Below are 25,196 nucleotides of genomic sequence, written 5' to 3'. Positions count from 1 at the left end.
CCGCCGGGCGCGAGAACGACAAGGAGTTGAATCAACGTGAAAAAGAACCTCTTCCCGCGCCTGGCCGCCCTGGCCCTGGCGCTGACCCTGGCCCTCACCGGCTGCGCGTCCGCGCCCGCCTCCGGCAGCGCTTCGGCCCCTGTTTCCTCCGCGCCCTCCGCCGGCGCCTCCGCGCCGGCGAGCGAGGCCGGGGGTCTGACCCTCACCGACCAGGCGGGCCGCACGGTGGAGCTGGCCGCCCCCGCCGAGACGGTGGTGAGCGGCTACTACATCAGCACCTACGCGGTGCTGGCCCTGGGCAAGGCGGACGCCATCGTGGGCCTGGAAAAGAAGGCGAACACCCGCTCGCTGTATCAGATGGCCGCCCCCGAACTCATCGAAAAGCCCGGCGTGGGCACCATGAAGGAGCTGGACACGGAGGCGGTGGCCGCCCTGGAACCGGACCTGGTCATCCTGCCCGCCGCCCTCGTCGACTACGCCGACACCCTGGACGGGCTGGGCATCCCGTCGCTGGTGGTGGCCCCCGAGAGCCACGAGGCGCTGGTGGAGATGATCGGCTTTTTGGGCCGGGCCCTGGGGGCGGAGGACGCCGCCGCGGCCCTCACCGGCTACTACGACGAACAGCTGGCCCGAATGGCCGCCCTCACCGAGGGTGCGGATAAGCCCACCGTCTACATGGCCTCCAACTCCAGCTACATGAGCTGCGCCCCCGCGGGGATGTACCAGAACTATCTCATCGAGACCGCCGGCGGGGTGAACGCCGCCGCCTCTCTGGAAGGGGATTACTGGACCGAGGTGTCCTATGAGGACATCCTGGCCATGGCCCCCGACGTGATCGTGGTGCCCTCCGGGGCGGAGTACACCGCCGCCGACCTGCTGGCGGACGCCCAGCTGGCGGGGGTGCCCGCCGTGGAGAGCGGCAAAGTCTACCAGATGCCCGCCGGCCTGGAGGAGTGGGATTCTCCCATCCCCTCCGGCATCCTGGGCTGCCTGTGGCTCACCAGCGTGCTGCACCCGGAAGAGTATCCCTTTGAGCAGTTCACCGCCGACGCGGCGAACTTTTACCAGACCTTCTACGGCTTCGCCGTGGACGAGAGCCTCATCACAAAATAAATTGCCCGGAAAATAAACGAAAGGGGAGAGCGCCATGAACAGCACCCGCACCCGCGTCGCGCTGGCCGGCTGCCTTGGGGCGGTGGCCGCGCTGGCCGCCGCGGGGCTGCTCACCGGCAGCTTTCCCCTTTCTTTTTCAGAGATCCTGCAAGACCCCGGCGGCCTTGCCGCCCGGGTGTTCTGGCAGCTGCGGCTGCCCCGCACCCTGATGGGCCTGGCCGGGGGCTGGGCCCTGGGCATGGCGGGGGGCGTGTATCAAACGGTGTTTTCCAACCCCCTGGCCTCGCCGGACCTCACCGGCGTCTCCTCGGGGGCGAGCCTGGGCGCCGCGGCGGCCATCGTGCTGGGCGCGGGCGGGCGGCTTTCGGTGACGCTCTGCGCCTTCGCCTTCGGCATGGCCGCCCTGGCGGCGGTGCTGGGGCTGGTGGGCGCGGCGCGCCTGGCCCGCACCGGCAGCTACCTGCTGGCGGGGGTCATCGTCTCCTCCCTGGCCGAGGCGGGGCTTATGGTGCTCAAGACCCTGGCGGACCCGGAGGGCCAGCTGGGGGCCATCGAGAGCTGGACCATGGGCAGCCTTTCCGCCGTCACCGGGGAAAAGATCGCCCTGCCCGCCGCCCTGGCGGCGGGGTGCGCCCTTTTGCTGTGGCTGGTGCGCAAGCCCATCCTGATGCTCAGCCTGGGGGAGAGCGCCGCCCGCGGCCTGGGCCTTGATCCGGCCCTCTGGCGGGCCCTGGTGCTCAGCCTCACCACCCTGATGGTGGCGGCGGTGGTGTCGGTGTGCGGCGCGGTGGCCTTTGTGGGCCTCATCGCCCCCCACATCGCCTTCTTCCTCGGCGGGCGGCGGGGTGGGCCCTACCTCGCCCTCTGCGGCCTCGCCGGGGCGGCGGTGCTGCTGGCGGCGGACCTGCCCGCCCGCCTGCTCAACCTGCCCCTGAGCATCTTCACGGTGGCGGCGGCGGTGCCGGTGCTGCTGGCGCTGCTGGTGCGCCGGGGAAGGGGAGGTGAGCAGGACGCTTGAGGTGAAGGACCTTGCCGCCGGCTACGAACGGCCGGTGGTGCAAAACGTCTCCTTTTCGGTGCAGGAGGGGCAGCTGGCGGCGGTGCTGGGGCCCAACGGGGCGGGCAAGTCCACCCTGCTGAACGCCCTGGCCGGCGGGGTGCGCAAAACCGCCGGCCGGGTGCTGGTGAACGGGCAGGACTGCCTGCCCCTCTCCCCAAAGCAGCGGGCCAGGCGGCTGGCGCTGGTGGGCCAGCAGATCCCCCTGCTGCCCGGCGTGCGGGTGGAGGAGGTGCTGGAGATGGGCCGCTACGCCTGGGGCGGGCCGCTGCGGGCCGACCCGGGGGCGAAGGCGGCGGTGGCCGCCGCGGCCGCGGCCTTCGGCCTGGAAAAGCTGCTGCACACCGACTGCGCCGCCCTCAGCCAGGGCCAGCGGCAGCTGGTGCAGCTGGCCCGGGCCATGGTGCAAAGCGCGCCGGTGCTGCTGCTGGACGAGCCGGGCAGCGCGCTGGACTTTTCCAACACCCACCGGCTGTTCCGACTGCTGCGGGACCGGCTGGCGGAAGGGGGACGGTGCGCGGTGGCGGTGCTCCACGACCCGGCGCTGGCCCTGCGCTATTGCTCCCCGGTGCTGCTTTTGCGGGAGGGCCGCGTCGTGGGCCGCCTTGAGCCCGGGCGCTGCGCCGACGCCGAGGCCCAGGCGGCGCTGGCCCGCCTCTACCCCGGCATCCGGGTCAAAGCGGACAAGGAAACGGGGCATTGGCTGTGCACAATTGAATAAAAGGGAGAAGTTTGCCGCCTGCCCGCGAAAAGGGATGGATTTTTCGCGGGCAGGCGGTATAATTGCTCTGTTTGCGGAAAAAAATGGAGGAGGAAAACGGTGGAAAAGACAACACAATACGTCACCCCCTATGAGTTTGAGGGCCGGCTGCCCCAGGCCCAGGCGGTGCCCCTGGGCCTGCAGCATGTGCTGGCCATGTTCGTGGGCAACCTGACGCCCATCCTCACCATCACCAACCTCTGCGCCGCCGTGGGCGACGGGGCGGAACTGGCGGCCCTTCAGGTGGGCCTTTTGCAGAACGCCATGCTGGTGGCCGGCATCGTCACCCTGGTGCAGCTTTACGCCGTGGGCCCGGTGGGCGGCAAGGTGCCCATCATCATGGGCACCAGCTCCGGTTTCATCGGGGTGTTTCAGAGCGTGGTCAACGTGATGAGCGGCGGTGTGGCCGCCTACGCGGCCATCATGGGCGCGTCCATCCTGGGCGGGCTGTTCGAGACGGTGCTGGGCGTGTTCCTCAAGCCCCTGCGCCGCTTCTTCCCGGCGGTGGTCACCGGCACGGTGGTGCTGTCCATCGGCCTGTCCCTCATCGGCGTGGGGGTGGGCTCCTTCGGCGGCGGCACCTCCGCGGCGGACTACGGTTCGCTGGAGAACCTGCTCATCGGCCTGGCGGTGATGGTGGCGGTGCTGGTGCTCAAGCACGGGGCCAAGGGGCTGGCCAGCTCCTCCTGCATCCTCTTCGGCATCGTCTTCGGCTACATCCTCTGCGGGGTGCTGGGCCTGGTGCTGCCCACCACCGGCGTCACGGCCGAGGGGGTGGAGTACACAAAGGCCTGGGTGCTCAACTGGGATAAAGTCCTGGAGGCCGACTGGTTCGCCGTGCCCCGGCTGATGCCGGTGAAGCCGGTGTTCGATCTGCGGGCCATCCTGCCGGTGCTGGTGATGTTCATCGTCACCGCCGTGGAGACGGTGGGTGACATCTCCGGCGTCACCGAGGGCGGCATGGGCCGGGAGGCCACCGACACCGAGCTGTCCGGCGGCATCATCTGCGACGGCCTGGGCTCCTCCTTCGCCGCCCTCTTCGGGGTGCTGCCCAACACCTCCTTCAGCCAGAACGTGGGCCTCGTCACCATGACCCGCATCGTCAACCGCATGGCCCTGGCCTGCGGCGCGGTGTTCCTGGTGCTCTGCGGCCTTTTGCCGAAACTGGCGGCGCTGGTGTCCATCATGCCCCAGAGCGTGCTGGGCGGCGCGGCGGTCATCATGTTCTCCTCCATCGTGATGAGCGGCATCCAGCTCATCACCCGGGAGCCCCTCACCCCCCGCAGTATGTCCATCGTGTCGGTGGCCCTGGGCCTGGGCTACGGCCTGGGGGCCAACAGCGCGGTGCTGGCCGGCCTGCCCCAGGCGGTGCAGCTGGTGTTCGGCGGCTCGGGCATCGTGCCCGCCGCCTTCGTGGCCATCGTGATGAACCTGCTGCTGCCCAGGGAAAAACAGGCGTAACAGCGCTGTCCGCAGCCCTCTGCCGCCCCCGGCCGCGCCGGGGGCTTTTTTTGCGGGGCGGGGATATGCTACAATAAACACGAAAATTCACCACAGGGAGGAACCGCCGTGCTGACCATCAAACACTATGCCCGGCCCCAGACCGTCCCGGAGGCCCTGCGCCTGCTGCGGGAAAAAAAGAGCAACGTGGCGCTGGGGGGGATGCTCTGGCTGAAACTGCAGGATAAAACCGTGGACACCGCCGTGGACCTGGCGGGCCTCGGCCTCGACGCCATCGAGGAGACGCCCGAGGGCTGGCGCATCGGGGCCATGGTCACCCTGCGCCGGCTGGAGACCCACACGGGGCTCGCCGCCTTCACCGGCGGAGCCATGGCCGAGAGCGTCAAACACATCGTGGGGGTGCAGTTTCGCAACCTTGCCACCATCGGCGGCAGCGTCTTCGGGCGGTTCGGCTTCTCCGACCCCCTCACCCTGCTGCTGGCGCTGGACGCCCGGGTGGAACTGGCCGAAGCCGGGCGGATGAGCCTTCGCGACTTTGCGGAGTCGGACATCCGCAAGGACATCCTGACCCATATCTTCATCCCCGGCGGCAAGGTGGAAGCGGTCTATCTCTCCCAGCGCAATTCCGCCACCGATTTCCCCACCCTCACCTGCGCGGTGGCGCGCCGGGAGGGGAAAGTGGCCTGCGCCGTGGGGGCCCGCCCCGCCCGGGCACAGCGCTTTGACGACGAGGCGGGGCAGCTGGCGAATGGCGTGAACGAAGAAAGCGCCGCCGCCTTTGCCGAGACGGTCGCCCGGCGGGCGGTGTTCGGCTCCAACACCCGGGCCTCGGCGGAGTACCGGCGGGAGGTCTGCCGGGCACTGGTGCGCCGCGCCGCGCTGCAACTGGAGGAGGAGTGAGCCATGGAACTGAAATTTACCCTGAACGGCCGGCCGGTGGCCGCCGATGTGCGGCCGGACACCCTGCTCCTGGACCTGGTGCGCCGGCTGGGCTGCCTGAGCGTCAAGCGGGGCTGCGAGACCTCGGGCTGCGGGCTGTGCACCGTGCTGCTGGACGGCGCGCCGGTGCTCTCCTGCTCGGTGCTGGCCCTGCGGGCGGCGGGCCGCCGGGTGGACACGCTGGAGGGCCTGCAGGAGGAGGCCCGCCCCTTCGCCGAGTTCATCGCCGACCAGGGGGCGGAGCAGTGCGGCTTCTGCAACCCGGGCTTTGTGATGAACACCATCGCCCTTTTGCGGGAGAACCCCGACCCCACCGACGACGACATCCGCGCCTTTCTGGCGGGGAATCTCTGCCGCTGCTCCGGCTACGAGGGGCAGCTGCGGGGCATCCGCGCCTTTTTGAACAGCCGCAAAGGGGGTGAGGACCGTGGGTGAAGCCGATCGCCGCGCCGTGGGCGCGCCGGTGCGCAAAAAGGACGCCATGGCCCTCTTGCTGGGCAAGCCGGTGTACACCGAGGACGTGACCCCGGCGGACTGCCTGGTGGTCAAGGTGCTGCGCAGCCCCCACGCCAACGCCCTCATCGAATCCGTCGACCCCGCCGCCGCCCTGCGCACGCCGGGGGTGGCGGCGGTCTACACCTGGCGGGACGTGCCCCAAAAGCGGTTCACCCAGGCGGGCCAGACCTGGCCCGAGGCCTCCCCCTACGACCGGCTCATCCTGGACAGGCATGTGCGCTATGTGGGGGACGCGGTGGCCATCGTGGCCGCCGAGACCGAGGAGGCCGCCCGGCAGGCGCTGAAGCGCATCAAGGTGAAGTATCAGGTGCTGCCCGCGGTGCTGGACCCCCACGAGGCCCTGGACGGCCCGGTGCTGGTGCACCCGGAGGAGGACTGGAAGGCCCTCTGCCCCGTGGGGGCGGACAACCGCCGCAACCTCTGCGCCTCCGGCAGCGACGCCGACGGGGATGTGGAGAAGGTGCTGGCGGATTGTGATGTGGTGGTGGAGCACACTTATAATACCCAGGCCTGCAACCAGGCCATGATGGAGACCTTCCGGGCCTACACCGAGCTGGACGCCTACGGCCGGCTGCATGTGGTGGCCTCCACCCAGATCGTCTTCCATGTGCGGCGCATCCTGGCCAACGCCCTGGACATCCCCAAATCCAAGATCCATGTGGAAAAGCCCCGCATCGGCGGCGGCTTCGGGGCCAAGCAGACGGTGGTGGCGGAAGTGTACCCCGCCTTCGTCACCTGGAAGACCGGCCGCCCCGCCCGGATGATCTACTCCCGCCAGGAGAGCCTCGTCGCCTCCAGCCCCCGGCACCCCATGGAGGTGCGGGTGCGGCTGGGCGCGTCCAAAGAGGGGATCATCCGCGCCCTGGACGTCTACACCCTCTCGGACACCGGGGCCTACGGCGAGCACGGCCCCACCACCGTGGGCCTCTCCGGCCACAAGTCCATCCCCCTCTACACCGGCAACCTGGAGGCCTTCCGCTTTGCCTGGAATGTGGTCTACACCAACCACCAGTCCGCCGGGGCCTACCGGGGCTACGGCGCCACCCAGGGCATCTTCGCGGTGGAGAGCGCGGTGAACGAGCTGGCCGAACGGCTGGGGATGGACCCGGTGGCCCTGCGGCTGAAAAATATCGTGCGGCAGGGCCAGGCCATGCCCGCCTACTACGGAGAGACCGCCACCGCCTGTACCCTGGACAAATGCCTCACGAGGTGCGCCCAGCGCTTCGGCTGGGAGGAAAAATACCCCGTGCGGGACATGGGGGACGGCAGGGTGCGGGCCGCCGGCGTGGCCATCGCCATGCAGGGCTCGGGCATCTCGGGGGTGGACGTGGGTTCTGCCACCCTCAAGCTGGGGGACGACGGCTGCTACAACCTCACCATCGGCGCGGCGGACATGGGCACCGGCTGCGACACCATCCTGGCCCAGATCGCCGCCGACTGCCTGGACTGCGAGGTGGACAACATCGCCGTCTTCGGGGCGGACACCGACGCCTCCCCCTATGACTCCGGCTCCTACGCCTCCTCCACCACCTATGTGACGGGCAAAGCGGTGGAGAAGGCCTGCGCCCGGCTGAAAGAGCGCATCTGCGACCTGGCGGCCCAAATGCTGCGCTGCGCGCCGGAGGAAGTGGAGTTCGCCGGCCGCGCCGTGCGCCGGCTGGACGGCGGGGGAGAGGTGAGCCTGGCGGACATCGCGGGCCGCTCCATGTGCGGCAGCGACCAGGCGCTGCAGGTCACCTGCTCCCACTCTTCACCCACCTCGCCGCCCCCCTTCATGGCGGGCATGGTGGAGGTGGAGGTGGACACCAAGACCGGAGGGGTGAAGGTGCTGGACTACACCGCCGTGGTGGACTGCGGCACCCCCATCAACCCCAATCTGGCCCGGGTGCAGACGGAGGGGGGCCTGGTCCAGGGCATCGGCATGGCCCTGTTCGAGACCATCACCTACAGCGACACCGGCCGCCTGGCGGAAAATTCCTTTATGCAGTACAAGATCCCCACCCGGCTGGACATGGGCAAACTGGACGTGACCTTTGAACCCAGCTACGAGCCCAGCGGCCCCTTCGGGGCAAAATCCATCGGGGAAATCGTCATCAACACCCCCTCGCCGGCCATCGCCCACGCGGTTTACCGGGCCACCGGCGTGTGGCATCGCAGCCTGCCCATCACCCCGGAGAAGGTGCTGCTGGGCAGGAGAGGAAAAACGGATGGCTGAGCATCTCATCCTGCTGGCGGCGGGGTCGGCCCGCCGCTTCGGCGCAAACAAGCTGCTGTGCCCGGTGGCGGGCAAGCCCCTCTACGCCCACGGTCTCGCCGCCCTGCTGGCGGCGGCGAAGGCGCGCCCCGCCGCCGACGTGACGGTGGTCAGCCGCACGCCGGAAATTCTGGCGGCGGCCCGCGCCGCCGGGGCAAGGGCGGTGGACAGCCCCTTGAGCGGAGGGGGCCTCTCCTTTACCATCCGGGCGGCGCTGGATTCGCTGGAGCCGCTGGCCGCGGGCGACTACCTGCTCTTCGCGGTGGCGGACCAGCCCTGCCTCTCCGCCGCCAGCGTGACGGCCCTGCTGGAAAAGGCCGCTCCGCCCACCCTCGCCGCCACCCTCTGCGTTGGCGACAAGGTGGGCAGCCCCACCCTGTTCAGCGCGTCGCTGGCAGGCGAGCTCCGGGCGCTGGAAGGCGATTCGGGCGGCCGGTCGGTGCTGCGCGCCCTGGGCCCCGCCTGCCTGCGGGTGGAAGCGGCCGACCCGCGGGAATTGGAGGACGTCGACCGGCCCGAGCAGCTGGAACGGTTGAAATGTGTTCGGTGATTTTTGAAAAAATCAAAGAAAACCCTGCGGGGCAAACGCCCGGGCGCGCCGCCGCCTTTGCCTGCCCGGCGGACACCGCCGCCCGGGAACTGTTTGCGGGCCGCTTTGCATGAAAATGCAGAAAAATGTGAAAAAAACGTTTAAAAGTTTGCCACCGTGCGCAAAAAATGTTACTATGGGAAACAGAACCACCGCCGGCAGGCGGGAACAGGGAGGCGGAAGGATGACCAACATCTTCCACACCATTCAGGCACTGTGGCCGGAATACACCAAAACCGAAAAAAAGGTGGCGCAGTTCATCCTGGCGGAGCAGCAGAACGCCACCAACATGACCATGGCGGACATCGCCGAGGGGGCGGGCGTGTCCGAGGGCAGCGTGGTGCGCTTCCTCAACAAGCTGGGCGTCAAAAAGCTCATCGATCTGAAACTCAGCATCGCCAAGTCCGCCGAGGAAAAGCGCCCGCAGGAGGGCTCGCTCTCCGTGGCAGTGGAGCAGGAGTTCGTGGACGTGGTGCGCAACACCGCTTCCCTGGCGGACGCAGGCCGCCTGCGGCAGGCGGTGGACCTGCTGGAGCAGAGCGACCAGGTCTATTTTTTCGGGGTGTCGGTGAGCGGCATCGCCGCCGTCACCGGCGAGAACAGCTTTATCCGCATGGGCAAGCCGGTGCACGCCATCCAGGAGGGGCATATGCAGATGATCGCCGCCGCGGCCATGGGCAGCCGGGACACGGTGGTGGTGTTCTCCCTCACCGGCAACACCCGCGACACCTGTGAGGCGGCCGAGCTGGCAAAACAGCAGGGGGCAAAGATCATCGCGGTCACCAGCTATGTGAACTCCCACCTGGCCCGCATCTCCGACATCGTGCTGCAAACTTCCGCCAAGGAGGAGATCATCAACGGCGGGCGCATCACCGGCCTGATCAGCCAGATCTATGTGCTGGACTGCTTAAAGCGGGAATATACCCGGCGCAACGCCGGGCGGATCAGCCGTTTGAAGGAAAACATCGGCGAGGCGATCCTCACAAAAAAGTTTTAAATTACAATATTTTGGGCAGCCGGTTGTGGATTTAGACGAAAAATCCGCTTCCGGTTGTCTTTTTTTATGCAAAGCATTTACATTGCCCCAAGAGTGTGGTAAAGTAAAAACAGATGGAGCAAAATTTCGAAATTAACAAAGAAACTGGAGTGTTCCTTCAAAATGGAAAAAGATGAGCTGATCCAGAGCATTCGCGGGGGGCTGATCGTCGCCTGCCAGGCGCTGCCGGGCGAGCCGCTCTATCGCCCGGAGGGCGGTGTGATGCCGCTGATGGCCGAAGCCGCCCGGCGGGCGGGGGCCGTGGGCATCCGGGCCAACGGCCTGCGGGATATCCGGGACATCATGGCCCGGGTGGACCTGCCCCTCATCGGGATCATCAAGAAGAATTACGAGGGCAGCGAGGCCTACATCACCCCCACCATGGACGAGGTGGATCAGCTGGTGGACGCCGGCTGCCCGATCATCGCGCTGGACTGCACCCGCCAGAGCCATCCCGGGGGGCTCACATCCCGGCAGTTCCTCGCGCAGGTGCGGGCCAAGTATCCCCGCCAGCTGCTCATGGCGGACTGCTCCTCGTTGGAGGACGCGGTGATGGCCGCCCAGGAGGGCGCGGACTTTGTGGGCACCACCCTGAACGGCTATGTGAAGGGGGACACGCCCCTGGACGGGCCGAACTTTGAACTGGCGCGGCAGATCGTGAAACAGGTGCCGGCGCCGCTGATCGCCGAGGGCCGCATCCACACCCCCGAACAGGCCCGCGCCATGCTGGAGCTGGGCGCGCTGGCGGTGGTGGTGGGCGGTGCCATCACCCGCCCGCTTGAGATTGCCCGACGCTTCGTGAGCGAGGTGGAAAAGGCGGGCACAGCCCACGGCTGAGGGGCTTTCAACAGTATGGTACGAGCGAGAAGCGCTCGAGCTATAAACAAAGGAGGATACATACAATGAAAAAGAGGATCTTCAGTGCATTGCTTGCGGCAGCCATGGTCGTGTCCCTGGCGGCCTGCGGTTCCACCCCCGCCAGCACCGGCGGCTCCGGCGCCACCAGCGGCGGCGACGCGGCCCCCGCCTCCGGCGGCGAGGTCGTGGTCTACTCCCCCAACTCCGACACCGAGGTCAACGCGGTGATCCCCGCCTTTGAGGCGGCCACCGGCATCAAGGTGATCCTGCAGTCCATGGGCACCGGCGACGTGCTGGCCCGACTGGAGGCCGAGAAGGCCAATCCCCAGGCCGACGTGAACTGGGGCGCGGTGAACATGGCCTACTACACCGAGCACCCCGACCTGTACATGGAGTATGTCTCGCCCAACGACGCCAACCTCCCCGAGGCCTACCAGAACTCCACCGGCTACTTCACCAACACCAAGCTGTCCGGCAGCGCGGCGCTGCTGTTGAACCTGGACGTGTTTGAGGAGATCGGCCTCGATCCCAACGAGTTCACCGGCTACAAGGACCTGCTCCGTCCCGAGCTGAAGGGCCGCATCGCCATGGGCGATCCCACCGCCTCTTCCAGCGCCTGGGCCGAGCTGACCAACATGCTGCTGGTCATGGGCGACGAGCCCTACGACGAGAAGGCCTGGGAGTTCGTGGGCCAGTTCGTCGACCAGCTGGACGGCTCCATCCTGTCCTCCTCCTCCCAGATCTACAAGGCCACCGCGGACGGCGAGTACGCCGTGGGCGTGTCCTATGAAGATCCCTGCGTGGGCCTGCTGGAGGACGGCGCCACCAACCTGAAGGTGGTCTACCCCGAAGAGGGCGCGGTGTGGCTGCCCGCCGGCGTGGCCATCGTGGCCGGCTGCAAGAACGAGGAGAACGCCAAGAAATTCGTGGACTTCCTCATCTCCCAGGAAGGCCAGGAGTGCTATGCCGACACCTCCATCCGCCCCGTGCTGACCAGCGTGGAGAACACCAGCCCCAACATGCCTCCCTTCTCGGAGATCAACGTGGCCTATGAGGACATCGAGTACTGCGCCGAGATGCAGCCCCAGTGGCAGGAGCGCTGGATGGAACTGGTCACCGGCTGACGCAAACCGACACGGAATCTGAGATCATGGAGAGAGAAATGAGTGTTGACATTCGGATCAAAAACGCGGTCAAGCGCTATGGCGAGAACACCGTGATCAAGGATCTTTCCGTGGAGATCAAGGAGGGTGAATTTTTCACCCTCCTTGGCCCTTCCGGATGCGGAAAGACCACCCTTCTGCGGATGATCGCCGGCTTCAACTCCATCGAGGGAGGCGACTTCTTCTTTGGGCAGCGCCGCGTGAACGACATGGACCCCGCCAAGCGGAACATCGGCATGGTGTTCCAGAACTACGCCATCTTCCCCAACATGACGGTGAAGGACAACGTGGCGTTCGGCCTGAAGAACCGCAAGGTGCCCAAGGACCAGTGTGAAAAGGAGACCGACGAGTTCCTCAAGCTGATGCAGATCGACGAGTACCGCGACCGCATGCCGGAGCGCCTTTCCGGCGGCCAGCAGCAGCGCGTGGCCCTGGCCCGCGCGCTGGTCATCAAGCCGGACGTGCTGCTGATGGACGAACCCCTCTCCAACCTGGACGCCAAACTCCGGGTGGAGATGCGCACCGCCATCAAGGAGATCCAGAACCGCATCGGCATCACCACCGTCTACGTCACCCACGACCAGGAGGAGGCCATGGCGGTCTCCGACCGGATTGCCGTGATGAACGGGGGCGTGATCCAGCAGATCGGCCGCCCGCGCGACCTGTACCAGCGGCCGGAGAACCTGTTCGTGGCCACCTTCATCGGCCGCACCAACGTGCTGGATGCGAAGCTGGAGTGCGCGGGCGGCAAGGGCACCCTGACCTTTGCCGACGGGCACACGGTGGAACTGGACAACATCGACCCGGCGGCGGTGAGCCAGCCGGTGAAGGTGTCGGTGCGCCCCGAGGAGTTCGTCATCCAGCGGGACGCCTCCGCCCCCGGCGTGAGCGCCACGGTGGACGACAGCGTCTTTTTGGGCCTGAACACCCACTACTTCGTCCACCTGGACAGCGGTGAAAAGGTGGAGATCGTGATGGAGTCGGAGATCGAGCAGTCGGTGCCCAAGGGCACGGCCATCAAGCTGGCGGTGAAGACCCACAAGATCAACGTCTTTACCGCCGACGGCGCCCACACCCTCACGGTCAACGAAAACCGTCTTGAAGGGGTGGTGTGATGAAAGGCCGGCTCAGCGACGGGCGGGCGAAGCCCCGCCGGGACGTCTGGATGGCCATCTCGGTGGTCATCCTGGCGCTCTACGCACTCTTCATGATCTATCCGCTGTTCATGCTGCTGCGCAACGCAGTGATCGGCAACGGCGGCCAGTTCACACTGGAATACTTCGTCAAATTCCTCTCCAAACAATACTATCTGGGCACCATCCTCAACTCCTTTGCGGTGAGTATCAGCGCCACCATCCTGACCATGGTCATCGGCGTGCCGCTGGCGTACTTCTACAATATGTATGAGATCAAGGGCGCCCGCTTCCTGCAGATCATCATCATCCTGTGCAGCATGTCCGCCCCCTTCATCGGGGCCTATTCCTGGATCCTGCTGCTGGGGCGCAACGGCCTGATCACCAACTTCATCAAGGACCTGACAGGCTTCCAGATGCCCAGCATCTACGGCTTCGGCGGCATCCTGCTGGTGCTGTGCCTGCAACTGTATCCGCTGGTGTTCCTGTATGTGTCCGGCGCGCTGAAAAACGTGGACAACACCCTGCTGGAGGCCAGCGAGAACATGGGCTGCACCGGTGTGAAGCGGTTCTTCACCGTCATCATCCCGCTGTGCGCGCCCACCATCATCGCGGCCATGCTCATGGTGTTCATGCGGGCCTTCGCCGACTTCGGCACCCCGCTGTTCATCGGCGAGGGCTACCGCACCTTCCCGGTGGAGATCTACAACTCCTTCATGAGTGAGACCGGCGGCGACACCCACTTCGCCTCGGCGGTGGCCGTGATCGCCATCATCATCACCGCCATCATCTTCCTGTTCCAGCGGTTCGTGAACAGCAAGTTCCAGTTCACCATGAACGCGCTGCACCCCATCGAGCGCAAAAAGGCCAAGGGCGTGCGGGGTGTGCTGATCCATGTGTTCTGCTACGGTGTGGTCACGGTGGCCTACGCGCCCCAGCTGTATGTGATCTACACCTCCTTCCAGAACACCTCCGGCAAGCTGTTTGTGGAGGGCTACTCCCTGGCCAGCTACACCGACGCGTTCTCCAAGCTGGGCAACGCCATCCCCAACACCTTCCTCATCGGCGGTGTGGCGCTGTTCATCATTGTGGCGCTGTCCATCCTGGTGGCCTACCTGGTGGTGCGCCGCAGCAACGTGGTGAGCAAGTTCATCGACACCCTCTCCATGGTGCCCTACGTCATCCCCGGCTCGGTGGTGGGCATCGCCCTCATCATGGCCTTCAGCAGCGGCCCCATCGTGCTGGTGGGCACCGCCACCATCATGATCGTGGCGCTGGTCATCCGCCGGAATTCCTACACCATCCGCTCCTCGGTGGCCACCCTGCAGCAGATCCCCATGTCCATTGAGGAGGCGGCCATCTCCCTGGGCAGCACCAAGATGAAGGCATTCTTCAAGGTGACTATGCCCATGATGTCCAACGGCATCATCTCCGGCGCGCTGCTCAGCTGGATCTCCATCATCACCGAGTTGTCCACCGGTATCCTGCTGTACAACTGGCGCACCACCACCCTGACCATCCAGATCTACACCTATGTATCCCGCGGCAGTTACGGTGTGGCGGCGGCCATGGCCTGTGTGCTCACGGTGATGACCACCATCTCCCTGCTGCTCTTCATCAAGTTCTCCAAGAACAAGAACATCACCTTCTGACAAACACAAAACAGCGCCCCTGTCCCGGGCATCGGGACAGGGGCGCCTTTTGTGTGCCGGCGGCCCGCAAAAAAGAGGCGGCCGGCCGCGACGACAGGGGCCGCCCCGCACGGAAGGGGCGCCGCGGCAGCACAGACCGCCGTTTTGTGCTATAATGGCACAAAGGGAAAGGCGGGGATGGGGATGAAGCGAGTGCTGGTCACCGGCGCGGGCGGCTTTGTGGGCGCCCGCATCATGGCGCAGCTGGGCGGGCGGCTGGAACTGGTGGCCGTCCCCGCCGGCGCGCTGCGCACAGCGGGAGAGCGGGAGGTGGAGCGGTTGGTGAAAACGGCCGCCCCCGACGCCATCCTGCACACGGCGGCCATCTCGGACACGGGATACTGCCAGCAGCATCCGGAGGAGTCCTTTCGGGCCAATGTGCTGGTGCCGGTGTGGCTGGCCAGGGCGGCCCGGCGCGCCGGGGCGAAGCTGGCGGCCTTCAGTTCCGACCAGGTCTACGCCGGGCTGGAGGGCCCCGGCCCCTTTGACGAAACAACGCCCCTGCGCCCCGCGAATGTCTACGGCCGCCACAAGCGGGAGGCGGAACTGCGGGTGCTGGAGGAACTGGACACGGCGGTGCTGCTGCGGGCCACCTGGATGTACGACCTGCCGGGGGGCGGGCTGCCCATCCGGGGCAACCTGCCCCTCAACCTGCGGGCGGCGGCCGCCGAGGGCACAAAACTCGCCTTTTCCACCCAGGATGTGCGGGGAGTCACCTGGGTGCGGCAGGCGGTGGAAAACCTGCCCGCCGCCCTGGATTGGCCGGGGGGCGTGTACAACTTCGGCAGCGAGAACAGCCGGGACATGTATGCCACCGCCCTGGAGTTCTGCCGGCTGCTGGGCCTGGACCCGCCGCCGGTGGAGGCGGCGGACTGGGCCCGGTGCCTGGCCATGGACGGGGGCAGGGCCCGGCGGCTGGGGGCGGCGTTCGACGACACGGCGGCGGGCTTTGCCCGCTGCCTCGCCGCCCTTGGTCCGCAATGAGACAAAGAGAAAGGGCCGGCGCGCCGCCCTCCCGAGAGGGGAGCGGCGCGCCGGCCCTTCACCGCGGGGGACGCCTTTTTTATGAAAGGCGTCCCCCGATTTTTTAATCGCAGAACCACAGGGGCATCTCGTACTTGAAGGTGCGGTAGTTCTGCATGGTGCACTCGTAGGCGTATTGCCGGATGAGCACGCCGCTTTGGTCGTACTCGCCGAACACCATGGCCACGCCGCTGTTCACCGTCCAGTTGCCGCCCTCGCCGCAGAGGGAGCCGTTGGACACGATGCTGGAATAGGGCACCTCGAAGCTTTCCTCCAGCGAGAAGGTGCGCTTGTTTTCGTCGATGCGGTAGATGTACACCTGGCTGGCGACGTCGGTGTCATAGAGGCCGGTGCCCACGCTGTCCGCCACCGGCAGTTCCAGGTCGCGGCTGTTGATGGACCAGTAGTTGTTGTTGAAAAGGGACAGGTAGTACACCCCGTCCTGCCCGCCGTCGGCGTAGTACTCCACGCAGTGCTGGCCGTACTGGGGCACAAAGTTGCCGTCCTGTTCCAGGCAGGCGTCCGCGTAGGCGGTGTCCGCCCAGACCCGCTGATCCCCCGCCAGCCAGTCCAGCGCGGGGGCGCCGTGGAGGTCCGCCACCTTCAGGATGGCGGAGGTCTCCCGGGAGGAGAGGATGAGGCTGTCGGCGCCGGGCAGGTACTGCAGGCTGTTCAGGTGGATCCAGTCCCGCTCGCCCGCCTGCCAGAAGAAGTCGTCGTCGGCGCCCACCGGGCGGGTGACGTCGTAGTAGTCCTTCAGCAGGACGCTGAAATCGATGAGTTCGGTCACCTCGCCGGTGACGGTGTCGATGGAGAGCAGCCGGTCCTCCACCGCTTCGCACCCCCGCTCCTCCGCCAGGGCCAGCACCTCGCCGTCGGTCCCCAGGCCGATGTCGTGGTGCAGGTCGTAGTTCCCCAGGTCGCACACCCAGGTCACCCGGCCCAGCCCGTCGATGCGGGCCAGCTTGGAGGAGGAGATGCAGGTGAGGATCTCGTCGCCGCAGAACAGCAGCCGGTCCAGCCCGTAGCCCTCCAGCACCATCTCGTAGCGCAGCACCCCGTCGTTGTCGAAAAAGAAGCCGTAGCCAAGGTAGCCGTTCACCCGCATCATGGCGAACAGCCCGTCCGCCTGGGCGGCGTCGGATCCGCCCTCGGTCACCTCCAGCCGGGTGGCGTAACCCGAGCGGGCCTCGGGCATCTCCACCGAAAAGCGGATGGTCTGCCGGGTGTTGCCCCAGCTGCCCTCCACCGTGAGGGTGACCTCGTTCACCTCCCCCGGCACCAGGCCGATGAGCTGGAATTCGTGGGTGCGGGTGTACTCTTTGCCGGAGATGTCCGCCGCCCGGGCGGTGAAGTCCGCCAGCCCCTCCACCCGCACGGTGTAGCTCACCGCGGTGGCAAGTTCGGTCTCAAAATAGAGGTACAGGCCGTTGCTGCCGGTGCCATAGGGGTTCAGGATGGCCAGGGGCATGGAGGCGGTCCACTCCAGGTCGGCGTTGTGTTTCAGTTCCTCCACCACCTGCCGCAACCGCTGCTGCACCTCCAGGTCGTAGTAGGTGAAATCCTCCTGCCCGATGTCCTGAGGCACCAGCTGCAGGGCTTTCAGCCCGCCGCCCAGGTCCGCCTCGGCCAGATCCACCTGCCACTGGCTGCTTTGGGCCACCACGTCGCCGGTGGAAAAGGTCCAGTCGGTGCGGGCGGCCTGCTCCCGGGCGGTGAAGGCCTTGGCCACCTGCACCACCACCAGGGGGGTGAGGAATGCCAGCATCAGCAGCACCGCGCCGGCCAGGGCCAGCCATTTCCAGTTGAACTTGGTCTTCATGGGGAGTCCTCCTGTTTTACACCAGATTCAGCACCAGCAACAGCAGCCCCACGGCCGTGAGGATGGCGCCGGTGAGGCGGTTCAGCAGCAGGGGCGCGGCCCGGGTGGCGATGCGGGCGGCCAGTTGGGCCCAGAGGAGGGTGAACACCACACACAGCGCCAGGGGGATGGGGTCGGGCGCGCTGCCCAGGGCAAAGTGGCTCACCGCGCCCAGCAGGGCGGAGAAGGTCATGATGAAGACGCTGGTGCCCACCGCGGTCTTCAGTTCGTAGCCCAGCAGGAAGGTGAGCACCATCAGCATCATCATGCCGCCCCCGGCGCCGAACACCCCGCACACAAGGCCCACCGCCCCGCCGCCGGCGGCGCTCACCCACACCGGGCGTTTCGCCGCGCCGGGGCCGCCGCTGTTCGCGGGCGCCAGGATGGGAAAGAAGAGAAACCGCAGCCCCAGCAGCAGGGCCATCACCACCGAAAAGCCGCCCAGGGTGGCGTCCGGCAGGAAGGTGGACAGCCAGCTGCCCGCCAGCGTCATGGTCAGCACGCCGGCCATCATCACCAGCCCATGCCGGATGTCGATGGCGCCGCTTTTGGCATAGGTGCGGGCGCTGGCGGCGCTGGCCAGCACATCGCTGGCCAGGGCGATGCCGATGGCCTGGTAGGCGGGCATGCCCAGCAGGGTCACCAGCATGGGGGTGATCACGGTGGCGGCGCTCAGCCCGGCAAAGCCGGTGCCCAGGCCCGCCCCCGCGCCCGCCAGGAAACAGACCAGGATCTCATACAAAATCGCGCTCAAAACAGGGAACTTCCTTTCAGGGAGGATGTGTGGGGTAACTCCACGATACCAGAGACGGCTTAACCGGGGCTAAAGGCGGCGCGGCCCCGCGCAAAACAAGGCTGCCGGCGCGGCCCTTCCGCCGTCATGCTCACAGGGCGATTATACCACGCTTTCGGATGCATGGCGAAAAAAGTTTGGGACAAAAAGAGAGGCTCCGCCCAGAAGGGGAGCCTCGGCAGGGGAAAACAACCCCGGCGCGCCGTTTTTGCTGGTGCGCCGGGGTGTTGCGGTTTATTCAGTGCGCCCTGCAGGCGCCCGCGGGACTACCGTGGGCGCCTGATGGCGGCCCGGGCGGCGGTGTTCGGTGCGAACGGTCGCGGCGGGCGGAACGGGTCGCGCCGCTGCGCGGGGGTGCGGGGGCGCGCCCCGGCGGATGGGAATGCTGCCCGTGGCCTTTTTGCGCCGTCAGAGGGCGGGGTCCAGCAGCCGCGCGGCGGTCAGCCGGCCAGAGGGGATGCCGTCCTGCTCACTGGCCTCAAAGGTCCCCTGCACCGTGACGGTGGTGTCCGGGTCGGGGCAGGCGTCCGGGTCGGAGAGGAAAAGTTCGAACCCCTGGGCGCAGCAGCCGCCGGCGTCGGCAACGACGCAGGCCAGGTGGCGGACCCCCGTCTCCGGCTCCTCGTACAGGATGAACCGGCCCCGCATCCGCACGGTCTTGCCGTTGTAGGCCTCCGGGGACATGACCATGTTGAAAATCTCGGAATAGGCGGCCACAGCGCTCAGGGGCGTCAGGTCCACATCGGCGGGCGCAGCGCTCTCCGGCACGCCTTCCGCGGCGGGGGCGGGCTCCTCCGCGGTCGGCGGAGAGCCGGGCGGGGGGTCTGACGGCGCGGGCTCCTCCGCAGTCGGAGGAGCGGGTTCGGGCGGCGCCGGGGCCGCGGGCGCGGGGCGGAGGGATTGCTCCATAGGCGGGGCGGGCGCGGGGGTGGGCGCGGCGCTGGCGGCAGGGGGCGGCGCGGCGCCCGCCGCGGGCGTTCGCCCGCAGGCACAGCACAGCGCGCCCAGCCACACAGCCAGCAGCAGGGCACAGGCGGTTTTGCTCATGCGGCACCTCCCCGCATCCGCCCCACTGCCCAGAAGAGCGAAAAGGCCGCCAGTTCCACCGCCACAACGGTGGCTCCCACCGGCGTGCCCGCGAGAACGGCGGTGAGGATCCCCACCGCGGCGCAGGTCACCGACAGCGCCGCGGCGCCCACGGTGACGGCGCGAAAACTGCCGAACACCTGCATGGCGGAGACGGCGGGAAAGACCACCAGCGCCGAGACCAGCAGGGAGCCCACCAGCCGCATGGACAGCACGATGACCGCCGCGAAGAGCAGCGCCATCAGCAGGTCCAGCCGCTTTGTGCCGACGCCCGCGGCCCGGGAAAAATCCTCGTCGAAGGTCACCGCGAAGAGTTTGTTGTAAAACAGCAGGAACAGCGTTACCACAACAGCCGCCGCCCCGGCGCACAGCCACACCTCCGCCGGGGTCAGCGTCAGGATGGAGGTGGACCCGAAGAGGGTGGTGCACACGTCGCCCGAGAGGTTGGAGGACGCCGCGAACAGGTTCATCAGAAGGTAGCCGGCGGCCAGCGATCCGACGGAGAGGATGGCGATGGCCGCGTCCCCCCGCATCCGGGCGCTATGGCCGGAGCGCAGCAGCAGGACGGCGCAGACCATCGTCAGGGCCAGGGTCAGGGGCATCCGGTCGGCCAGCCCCGCCACCGCGGCCACGGACATGGACCCAAACGCCACATGGGAGAGGCCGTCCCCGATGAAGGAGAGGCGCCTGAGCACCAGGGTGACCCCCAGCAGGGAGGAGCACAGCGCGATCAGCACGCCGGCGGCCAACGCGCAGCGGACAAAGGGGTAAGACCAGTAAAAGGCGAGTTTCGCGAACAGCGCGGTCACAGGGCCTCGCCTCCCTCTGCCTGCCCGGCGAAAATGGCGGGGCCAACGCGCTGCCGGAACGCATCCGGGGACCCGCAAAAGGGGGCCTCCCCCAGATGCAGCACACGGCTGGCGTGCCGGAGAACGGCGTCTGTGTCGTGGGAGATCATGATCACGGTCATGCCCTGCTGCCGGTTGAGCCGGCCGATCAGGTCGTACAGCCGGGCGGCCGCCTCCGGATCCAGGCCGGCGGCGGGCTCGTCCAGCAACAACAGGCCGCGGGCGGCGCACAGCGCCCGGGCCAGCAGCACCCGCCGCTGCTGGCCGCCGGAGAGGGCCCGGTAGCAGCGCCCCGCGAGGTGGTCGATCCGCAGCTGTTCCATGGCGTTTTGGGCCAGCCGTTTTTCCGCGCTGTTGTAGAAAGGGCGAAGCCCGCAGCGCCCCTGGCAGCCGGAGAGCACGACCTCCCGCACCGAGGCGGGAAAATCCCTCTGGGCCGCCGTCTGCTGGGGCAGATAGCCGATCTCCCGCCGGTGCAGCCCGCCGCCCAGCCGGACGCTGCCGCCGAGGGGCGGCAGCAGGCCCAGAAGGGTCTTCGCCAGCGTGGTCTTCCCGCGTCCGTTTTCCCCGGTCACACAGAGAAAATCGCCGGCAAAGACCTGAAGGTCAAGGCCCTGCAGAACGGGCCGTCCCGGATGGCCTGCCGAGAGATCGGTGCAGATCAGTTGTACCATGGCGCACCTCCCTCACCGCAGGGCCTGCCGCAGCACCCGCAGGTTCTGCTCCATCACGGCCAGATAGGTGGCGCCGTTCTCCACGTCCCGGGCGGTGGTGCCCTGCATGGAGTCCAGTGTCAGCACCGCCAGATCCTTCGCCCGGGTGCTGCGGACCACCGTCTCCGCCAGGCCGTGACCGCCCCCCTCGATGGTCAGCACACAGGTCAGCCGCAGTTCGTCGGCTTTGCGGGCCAGGAAGGACACCGTCTCGAAGCTGGCCTCGCTCTCGGCGGAGCAGCCCGCGAAGGCGGCGTAATAGTCCAGCCCGTAGTCCTCCGTGAGATAGCGGAAGGGGAAACGGTCGGCGAACAGAAGGGTGCGGACCGCGGCGCCGTCCACCGCCTGCCGGTATTCGCCGTCCAGGGCGTCGAGCGCCTCGGCGTAGGCGGCGGCGTTCGCGCGGTACTCGGCGCCCCGGTCGGTGTCCAGCTGTGCCAGCGCGTCCGCAAGGCGCTCGCAAAAGAACCGGGCGTTTTTCAGCGAGAGCCACACATGCTCGTCCCGCTCCGGCCCCTCCCCGGCCGCCTCGTCCCCCTCCGCCGCCGGTTCCGGCTGCATCCCCGGCTTGCACTCCTCGGGCAGGGCGCTGTCCTCCAAAAGGTCCAGCAGACGGATGACCTTTCTGCCCGGCGCGTCCGCCTGGCGCAGCGCGTCGTCCACCCATCCGTCCGATTCGCCCCCCACGCAGACGAACAGGTCGCAGCCGGAAATGCGCGCCAGGTCCTCCGCCGAGGGCTGGTAGCTGTGCAGGTCCACGCCGCTGTCCAGCAGCAGGGTGAGTTCTGTGCCCTCCGCGGCTTCGCCCAGGATCTGCCGCACCCAGTCATAGGCGGGAAAGATGGTGGCCACGATGCGCAGCCGGGGGGCGCCGGCGGCCCGGCCGCCGGCGGGGGCGTGCCCGCAGCCTGTCAGTAGCCCGGCCGCGGTCCCCAGGGCAAGGAAAAAAGCGAGTATTCTTTTCATGGAAGGAACCTCCGAATGACATGATTGAAAAATGGGCGCAAAAAAACAAGGGAGGGGCAACGCCGAACAGGCCGGCTGTGAACAGCCGGCTGCCTCCCTTGTTTGCGCTTGTCAATTCGAAAGTTTTACCTTGTGTGTGATCAGGGTGGCGGGCCGCAGCGGCGGGCGCACCGAAAGCCGCGGCGGGCCCAAAAGCCACGCCGCCGCCCCGGCGGCCGGCAGTGCGGCGCCCGCGGCCAGCGCCAGCGTTTGCAGCGCCTCTTCGCAGGCCTCCAGCTGGGCGCAGACGGGGCAGCCGTGGCCGGAACAGTCGTGGCCCGCCTCCACGGCGAGAAAAACCACCGAGCCGAGTATGACGAACAGCACCGCCGCCGCGATCAGCCACGACAGCACGCGGGTCTTTTTCATCATGCTCGCCTCCTTTCGCTCTGTCCGGCGGGCCGCGCGGGGGATGAGCCGCAGGCCCGCAAACCAGCATACCCGAGCCGGGCCGGCTTGTCAACATGCCCCCCGCCCCCTTGCGGGTGAACCGGGCAGAAGAAAACCCCGGCGCACCGCGAAAAGCGGTGCGCCGGGGTGTTGCGGTTTATTCAGTGCGCCTTGCCGGCACCCGCGGGATTACCGGGGGTACTTGATGGCAGCCTGCGCGGCGGCCAGACGGGCGATGGGCACACGGAAGGGAGAGCAGGACACATAGTCCAGGCCAACGCGATGGCAGAACTCCACGCTGGTGGGGTCGCCGCCGTGCTCGCCGCAGATGCCCAGGCCCAGGTCGGGGCGGGTCTGACGGCCCAGCTTCGCGGCCATCTCCACCAGCTTGCCCACGCCCTTCTGGTCCAGGTGAGCGAAGGGATCGCTCTCGTAGACCTTGTTGTCGTAGTAGTAGCTGAGGAACTTGCCCGCGTCGTCGCGGCTGAAGCCGAAGGTCATCTGGGTCAGGTCGTTGGTGCCGAAGCTGAAGAACTCGGCCTCGGTGGCGATCTCGTCGGCGGTGAGGGCCGCGCGGGGGATCTCGATCATGGTGCCCACTTCGTACTTCATGTCAACACCGGCGTCGGCGATCAGCTTGTCGGCGGTGGCCACGACCACGTCCTTGACAAACTTCAGCTCCTTGACCTCGCCCACCAGGGGGATCATGATGTGGGGAACGATCTTCAGGCCGGTCTCCTTGGAGACGTTGATGGCGGCGTTGATCACAGCGGTGGTCTGCATCTCGGCGATCTCGGGGTAGGAGACGGCCAGACGGCAGCCGCGGTGGCCCATCATCGGGTTGAACTCGTGCAGGCTGTTGATGACGTTGTGCAGCTCTTCCACGCTGATGTTCAGATCCTGGGCCAGATCCACGATCTCCTCCTCCTTGGTGGGCAGGAACTCATGGAGCGGGGGATCCAGGTAACGCACGGTCATCGGGCGCTCGCCCATGACCTTGTACATGGCTTCGAAGTCACCCTGCTGATAGGGCAGGATCTTGGCCAGAGCCTTCTTGCGCTCTTCCACGGTCTTGGCCACGATCATCTCGCGCATGGCCTTGATGCGGTCGGCCTCGAAGAACATATGCTCGGTGCGGCACAGGCCGATGCCCTCGGCACCGAAGTCAACGCCCTGCTTGGCGTCGCGCGGGTTGTCGGCGTTGGTGAACACCTTCAGCTGACGGGCAGCGTCCGCCCAGCCCATGAACCGGCCGAAGTCGCCGCTGATGGAGGCGTCCACGGTGGGGATGGCCTCGCCGTAGATGTTGCCGGTGGAGCCGTCGATGGAGATCCAGTCGCCCCGCTTGTAGGTTTTGCCGGCCAGGGTGAACTGCTGCTTGTCGTAGTCCACCACGATGTCGCCGCAGCCGGACACGCAGCAGGTGCCCATGCCGCGGGCAACCACGGCGGCGTGGCTGGTCATGCCGCCGCGCACGGTCAGGATGCCCTGGGCCACGGCCATGCCCTCGATGTCCTCGGGGCTGGTCTCCAGACGCACCAGAACGACCTTCTTCATCTCGCCGCTCTCCACGCACTCCTTGGCGTCCTCAGCGGTGAACACCACCTGGCCGCAGGCAGCGCCCGGGCTGGCGGCCAGGCCCTTGCCGATGACCTCGGCCTTCTTCAGGGCCTCGGCGTCGAACTGGGGATGCAGCAGGCTGTCCAGCTGCTTGGGCTCCACGCGCAGCACGGCCTCGCGCTCGTCGATCATGCCCTCGTCCACCAGGTCCACGGCGATCTTCAGGGCGGCGGCGGCGGTGCGCTTGCCGTTGCGGGTCTGCAGCATGTAGAGCTTGCCATCCTCGATGGTGAACTCCATGTCCTGCATGTCCTTATAGTGGTTCTCCAGCCGGGTGGCGATGTCCACGAACTGATCGTACACGTCGGGCATCTGCTCCTTCAGGTGCGCGATGGGGGAGGGGGTGCGGATGCCGGCCACCACGTCTTCGCCCTGGGCGTTGATCAGGTACTCGCCGAACAGGGCCTTCTCGCCGGTGGCGGGGTTGCGGGTGAAGGCAACGCCGGTGCCGCTGTTGTTGCCGCTGTTGCCGAACACCATGGCCTGCACGTTCACGGCGGTGCCCCAGTCATAGGGGATCTCGTTCATGCGGCGGTAGACGTTGGCGCGGGGGTTGTCCCAGCTGCGGAACACGGCCTTCACGGCCTCGATCAGCTGGACCTTCGGGTCAGAGGGGAAGTCGCTGCCCATCTTGCTCTTGTACAGGTCCTTGAACTTGACCACCAGAGCCTTCATGTCGTCGGCGTCCAGCTCGGTGTCCAGCTTCACGCCCTTGGCTTCCTTCATCTCGTCGATGATCTTCTCAAAGTCGCTCTTGCTCAGCTCCATGACCACGTCGCTGAACATCTGCACGAAACGGCGGTAGCTGTCGTAGGCGAAGCGGGGGTTGGAGGTCTTGGCAGCCAGGCCCTCCACCACTTCGTCGTTCAGGCCCAGGTTCAGGATGGTGTCCATCATGCCGGGCATGGAGGCGCGGGCGCCGGAACGCACGGACACCAGCAGCGGGTTGGAAACGTCGCCGAACTTCTTGCCGGTGATCTCCTCCATCTTGCCGATGTACTCGTAGATGTCCGCCATGATCTCCTCGTTGATCTGACGGCCGTCGTTGTAGTACTGGGTGCAGGCCTCGGTGCTGATGGTGAAGCCCTGGGGCACAGGCATGCCGGCGTTGGTCATCTCGGCCAGGTTTGCGCCCTTGCCGCCAAGGATCTCACGCATATCCTTGTTGCCTTCACTGAACAGGTACAGATACTTCTTGCTCAATATTCTCGACCTCCATAAAAAATTCCACGTCCCGCGGGGCGGGGTGCCCCGCCAAACGATATAGAACGCGCATAATATTATAGC

The 25,196-nt window shown here is 67.1% G+C and carries 22 protein-coding genes; 14 read left to right on the top strand and 8 right to left on the bottom strand.

The features are described from left to right. The first annotated feature begins 36 nt into the window (after nt 1-36). From ACH2A7_RS02710 to ACH2A7_RS02645, 14 genes are all read left to right on the top strand, one after another. On the top strand, nt 37-1,113 hold the full coding sequence (locus tag ACH2A7_RS02710; protein ID WP_394959823.1) for an ABC transporter substrate-binding protein: 1,077 nt from the start codon (nt 37-39) through the stop codon (nt 1,111-1,113). Between the two features lie 34 nt (nt 1,114-1,147). After that, on the top strand, nt 1,148-2,131 hold the full coding sequence (locus ACH2A7_RS02705) for a FecCD family ABC transporter permease (protein ID WP_394959821.1): 984 nt from the start codon (nt 1,148-1,150) through the stop codon (nt 2,129-2,131). Further along, on the top strand, nt 2,115-2,891 hold the full coding sequence (locus tag ACH2A7_RS02700; protein ID WP_394959819.1) for an ABC transporter ATP-binding protein: 777 nt from the start codon (nt 2,115-2,117) through the stop codon (nt 2,889-2,891). Before ACH2A7_RS02705 ends, ACH2A7_RS02700 begins: the two co-directional genes overlap by 17 nt. Nucleotides 2,892-2,990: 99 nt before the next feature. After that, nucleotides 2,991-4,391, top strand: a complete 1,401-nt coding sequence (locus tag ACH2A7_RS02695; protein WP_394959817.1) for a uracil-xanthine permease family protein — start codon at nt 2,991-2,993, stop codon at nt 4,389-4,391. Nucleotides 4,392-4,499: 108 nt separating this feature from the next. After that, nucleotides 4,500-5,291, top strand: coding sequence for an FAD binding domain-containing protein (locus ACH2A7_RS02690; protein ID WP_394959815.1), 792 nt, complete (start codon nt 4,500-4,502; stop codon nt 5,289-5,291). Between the two features lie 3 nt (nt 5,292-5,294). Then, entirely contained in the window at nt 5,295-5,765 is a 471-nt protein-coding gene (locus tag ACH2A7_RS02685) for a (2Fe-2S)-binding protein (protein WP_394959813.1), read from the top strand. Between the two features lie 46 nt (nt 5,766-5,811). Continuing rightward, complete coding sequence (locus tag ACH2A7_RS02680; protein WP_394960136.1) at nt 5,812-8,061, top strand: xanthine dehydrogenase family protein molybdopterin-binding subunit; 2,250 nt, start codon at nt 5,812-5,814, stop codon at nt 8,059-8,061. Next, entirely contained in the window at nt 8,054-8,650 is a 597-nt protein-coding gene (locus tag ACH2A7_RS02675) for an NTP transferase domain-containing protein (protein WP_394959810.1), read from the top strand. The genes ACH2A7_RS02680 and ACH2A7_RS02675 overlap by 8 nt, the downstream gene beginning before the upstream one ends. A 223-nt stretch (nt 8,651-8,873) precedes the next feature. Continuing rightward, a complete protein-coding gene (locus ACH2A7_RS02670; RefSeq protein ID WP_394959808.1) occupies nt 8,874-9,686 on the top strand; it encodes a MurR/RpiR family transcriptional regulator in 813 nt (270 codons plus the stop codon). Between the two features lie 162 nt (nt 9,687-9,848). Continuing rightward, the gene (locus ACH2A7_RS02665; protein ID WP_394959806.1) at nt 9,849-10,562 is read left to right on the top strand and encodes an N-acetylmannosamine-6-phosphate 2-epimerase; all 714 of its coding nucleotides are present in this window, start codon (nt 9,849-9,851) and stop codon (nt 10,560-10,562) included. Nucleotides 10,563-10,627: 65 nt separating this feature from the next. Next, nucleotides 10,628-11,707, top strand: a complete 1,080-nt coding sequence (locus ACH2A7_RS02660) for an extracellular solute-binding protein (protein ID WP_394959804.1) — start codon at nt 10,628-10,630, stop codon at nt 11,705-11,707. A gap of 38 nt (nt 11,708-11,745) precedes the next feature. Continuing rightward, a complete protein-coding gene (locus tag ACH2A7_RS02655) occupies nt 11,746-12,861 on the top strand; it encodes an ABC transporter ATP-binding protein (RefSeq protein WP_394959802.1) in 1,116 nt (371 codons plus the stop codon). Then, nucleotides 12,861-14,531, top strand: coding sequence for an ABC transporter permease (locus ACH2A7_RS02650; RefSeq protein ID WP_394959801.1), 1,671 nt, complete (start codon nt 12,861-12,863; stop codon nt 14,529-14,531). The genes ACH2A7_RS02655 and ACH2A7_RS02650 overlap by 1 nt, the downstream gene beginning before the upstream one ends. Nucleotides 14,532-14,714: 183 nt before the next feature. Beyond that, complete coding sequence (locus ACH2A7_RS02645; RefSeq protein WP_394959800.1) at nt 14,715-15,554, top strand: sugar nucleotide-binding protein; 840 nt, start codon at nt 14,715-14,717, stop codon at nt 15,552-15,554. Nucleotides 15,555-15,657: 103 nt separating this feature from the next. Here ACH2A7_RS02645 and ACH2A7_RS02640 read toward each other — a convergent pair whose 3' ends face one another. The 8 genes from ACH2A7_RS02640 to ppdK all read right to left on the bottom strand — a co-directional run bounded on the left by ACH2A7_RS02640 (nt 15,658) and on the right by ppdK (nt 25,112). Continuing rightward, nucleotides 15,658-17,415 carry an aryl-sulfate sulfotransferase gene (locus ACH2A7_RS02640; protein WP_394959798.1) on the bottom strand — a complete coding sequence of 586 codons (1,758 nt, stop codon included), beginning with the start codon at nt 17,413-17,415 and terminating at the stop codon, nt 15,658-15,660. Nucleotides 17,416-17,431: 16 nt separating this feature from the next. After that, entirely contained in the window at nt 17,432-18,199 is a 768-nt protein-coding gene (locus ACH2A7_RS02635; protein WP_394960134.1) for a sulfite exporter TauE/SafE family protein, read from the bottom strand. Nucleotides 18,200-18,655: 456 nt separating this feature from the next. Further along, entirely contained in the window at nt 18,656-19,294 is a 639-nt protein-coding gene (locus ACH2A7_RS02630; protein ID WP_394959796.1) for a hypothetical protein, read from the bottom strand. Then, on the bottom strand, nt 19,291-20,142 hold the full coding sequence (locus tag ACH2A7_RS02625) for a metal ABC transporter permease (RefSeq protein WP_394959793.1): 852 nt from the start codon (nt 20,140-20,142) through the stop codon (nt 19,291-19,293). The genes ACH2A7_RS02630 and ACH2A7_RS02625 overlap by 4 nt, the downstream gene beginning before the upstream one ends. Next, a complete protein-coding gene (locus ACH2A7_RS02620; protein ID WP_394959790.1) occupies nt 20,139-20,855 on the bottom strand; it encodes a metal ABC transporter ATP-binding protein in 717 nt (238 codons plus the stop codon). Before ACH2A7_RS02620 ends, ACH2A7_RS02625 begins: the two co-directional genes overlap by 4 nt. Nucleotides 20,856-20,867: 12 nt before the next feature. Beyond that, nucleotides 20,868-21,860 carry a metal ABC transporter substrate-binding protein gene (locus ACH2A7_RS02615; RefSeq protein WP_394959788.1) on the bottom strand — a complete coding sequence of 331 codons (993 nt, stop codon included), beginning with the start codon at nt 21,858-21,860 and terminating at the stop codon, nt 20,868-20,870. Between the two features lie 111 nt (nt 21,861-21,971). After that, nucleotides 21,972-22,268: a hypothetical protein gene (locus ACH2A7_RS02610; protein WP_394959786.1), complete on the bottom strand. Its 297-nt coding sequence runs from the start codon at nt 22,266-22,268 to the stop codon at nt 21,972-21,974. A 210-nt stretch (nt 22,269-22,478) separates the two neighbouring features. Then, a complete protein-coding gene (ppdK, locus tag ACH2A7_RS02605) occupies nt 22,479-25,112 on the bottom strand; it encodes a pyruvate, phosphate dikinase (RefSeq protein ID WP_394959784.1) in 2,634 nt (877 codons plus the stop codon). Nucleotides 25,113-25,196 lie beyond the last annotated feature (84 nt).

This window comes from Candidatus Allofournierella merdavium, from assembly GCF_944382735.1.
Lineage (GTDB): Bacteria > Bacillota > Clostridia > Oscillospirales > Ruminococcaceae > Allofournierella_A > Allofournierella_A merdavium.
Note: the sequence above shows the minus strand (reverse complement) of the source record. Positions and strands in the feature narration are given on the sequence as shown.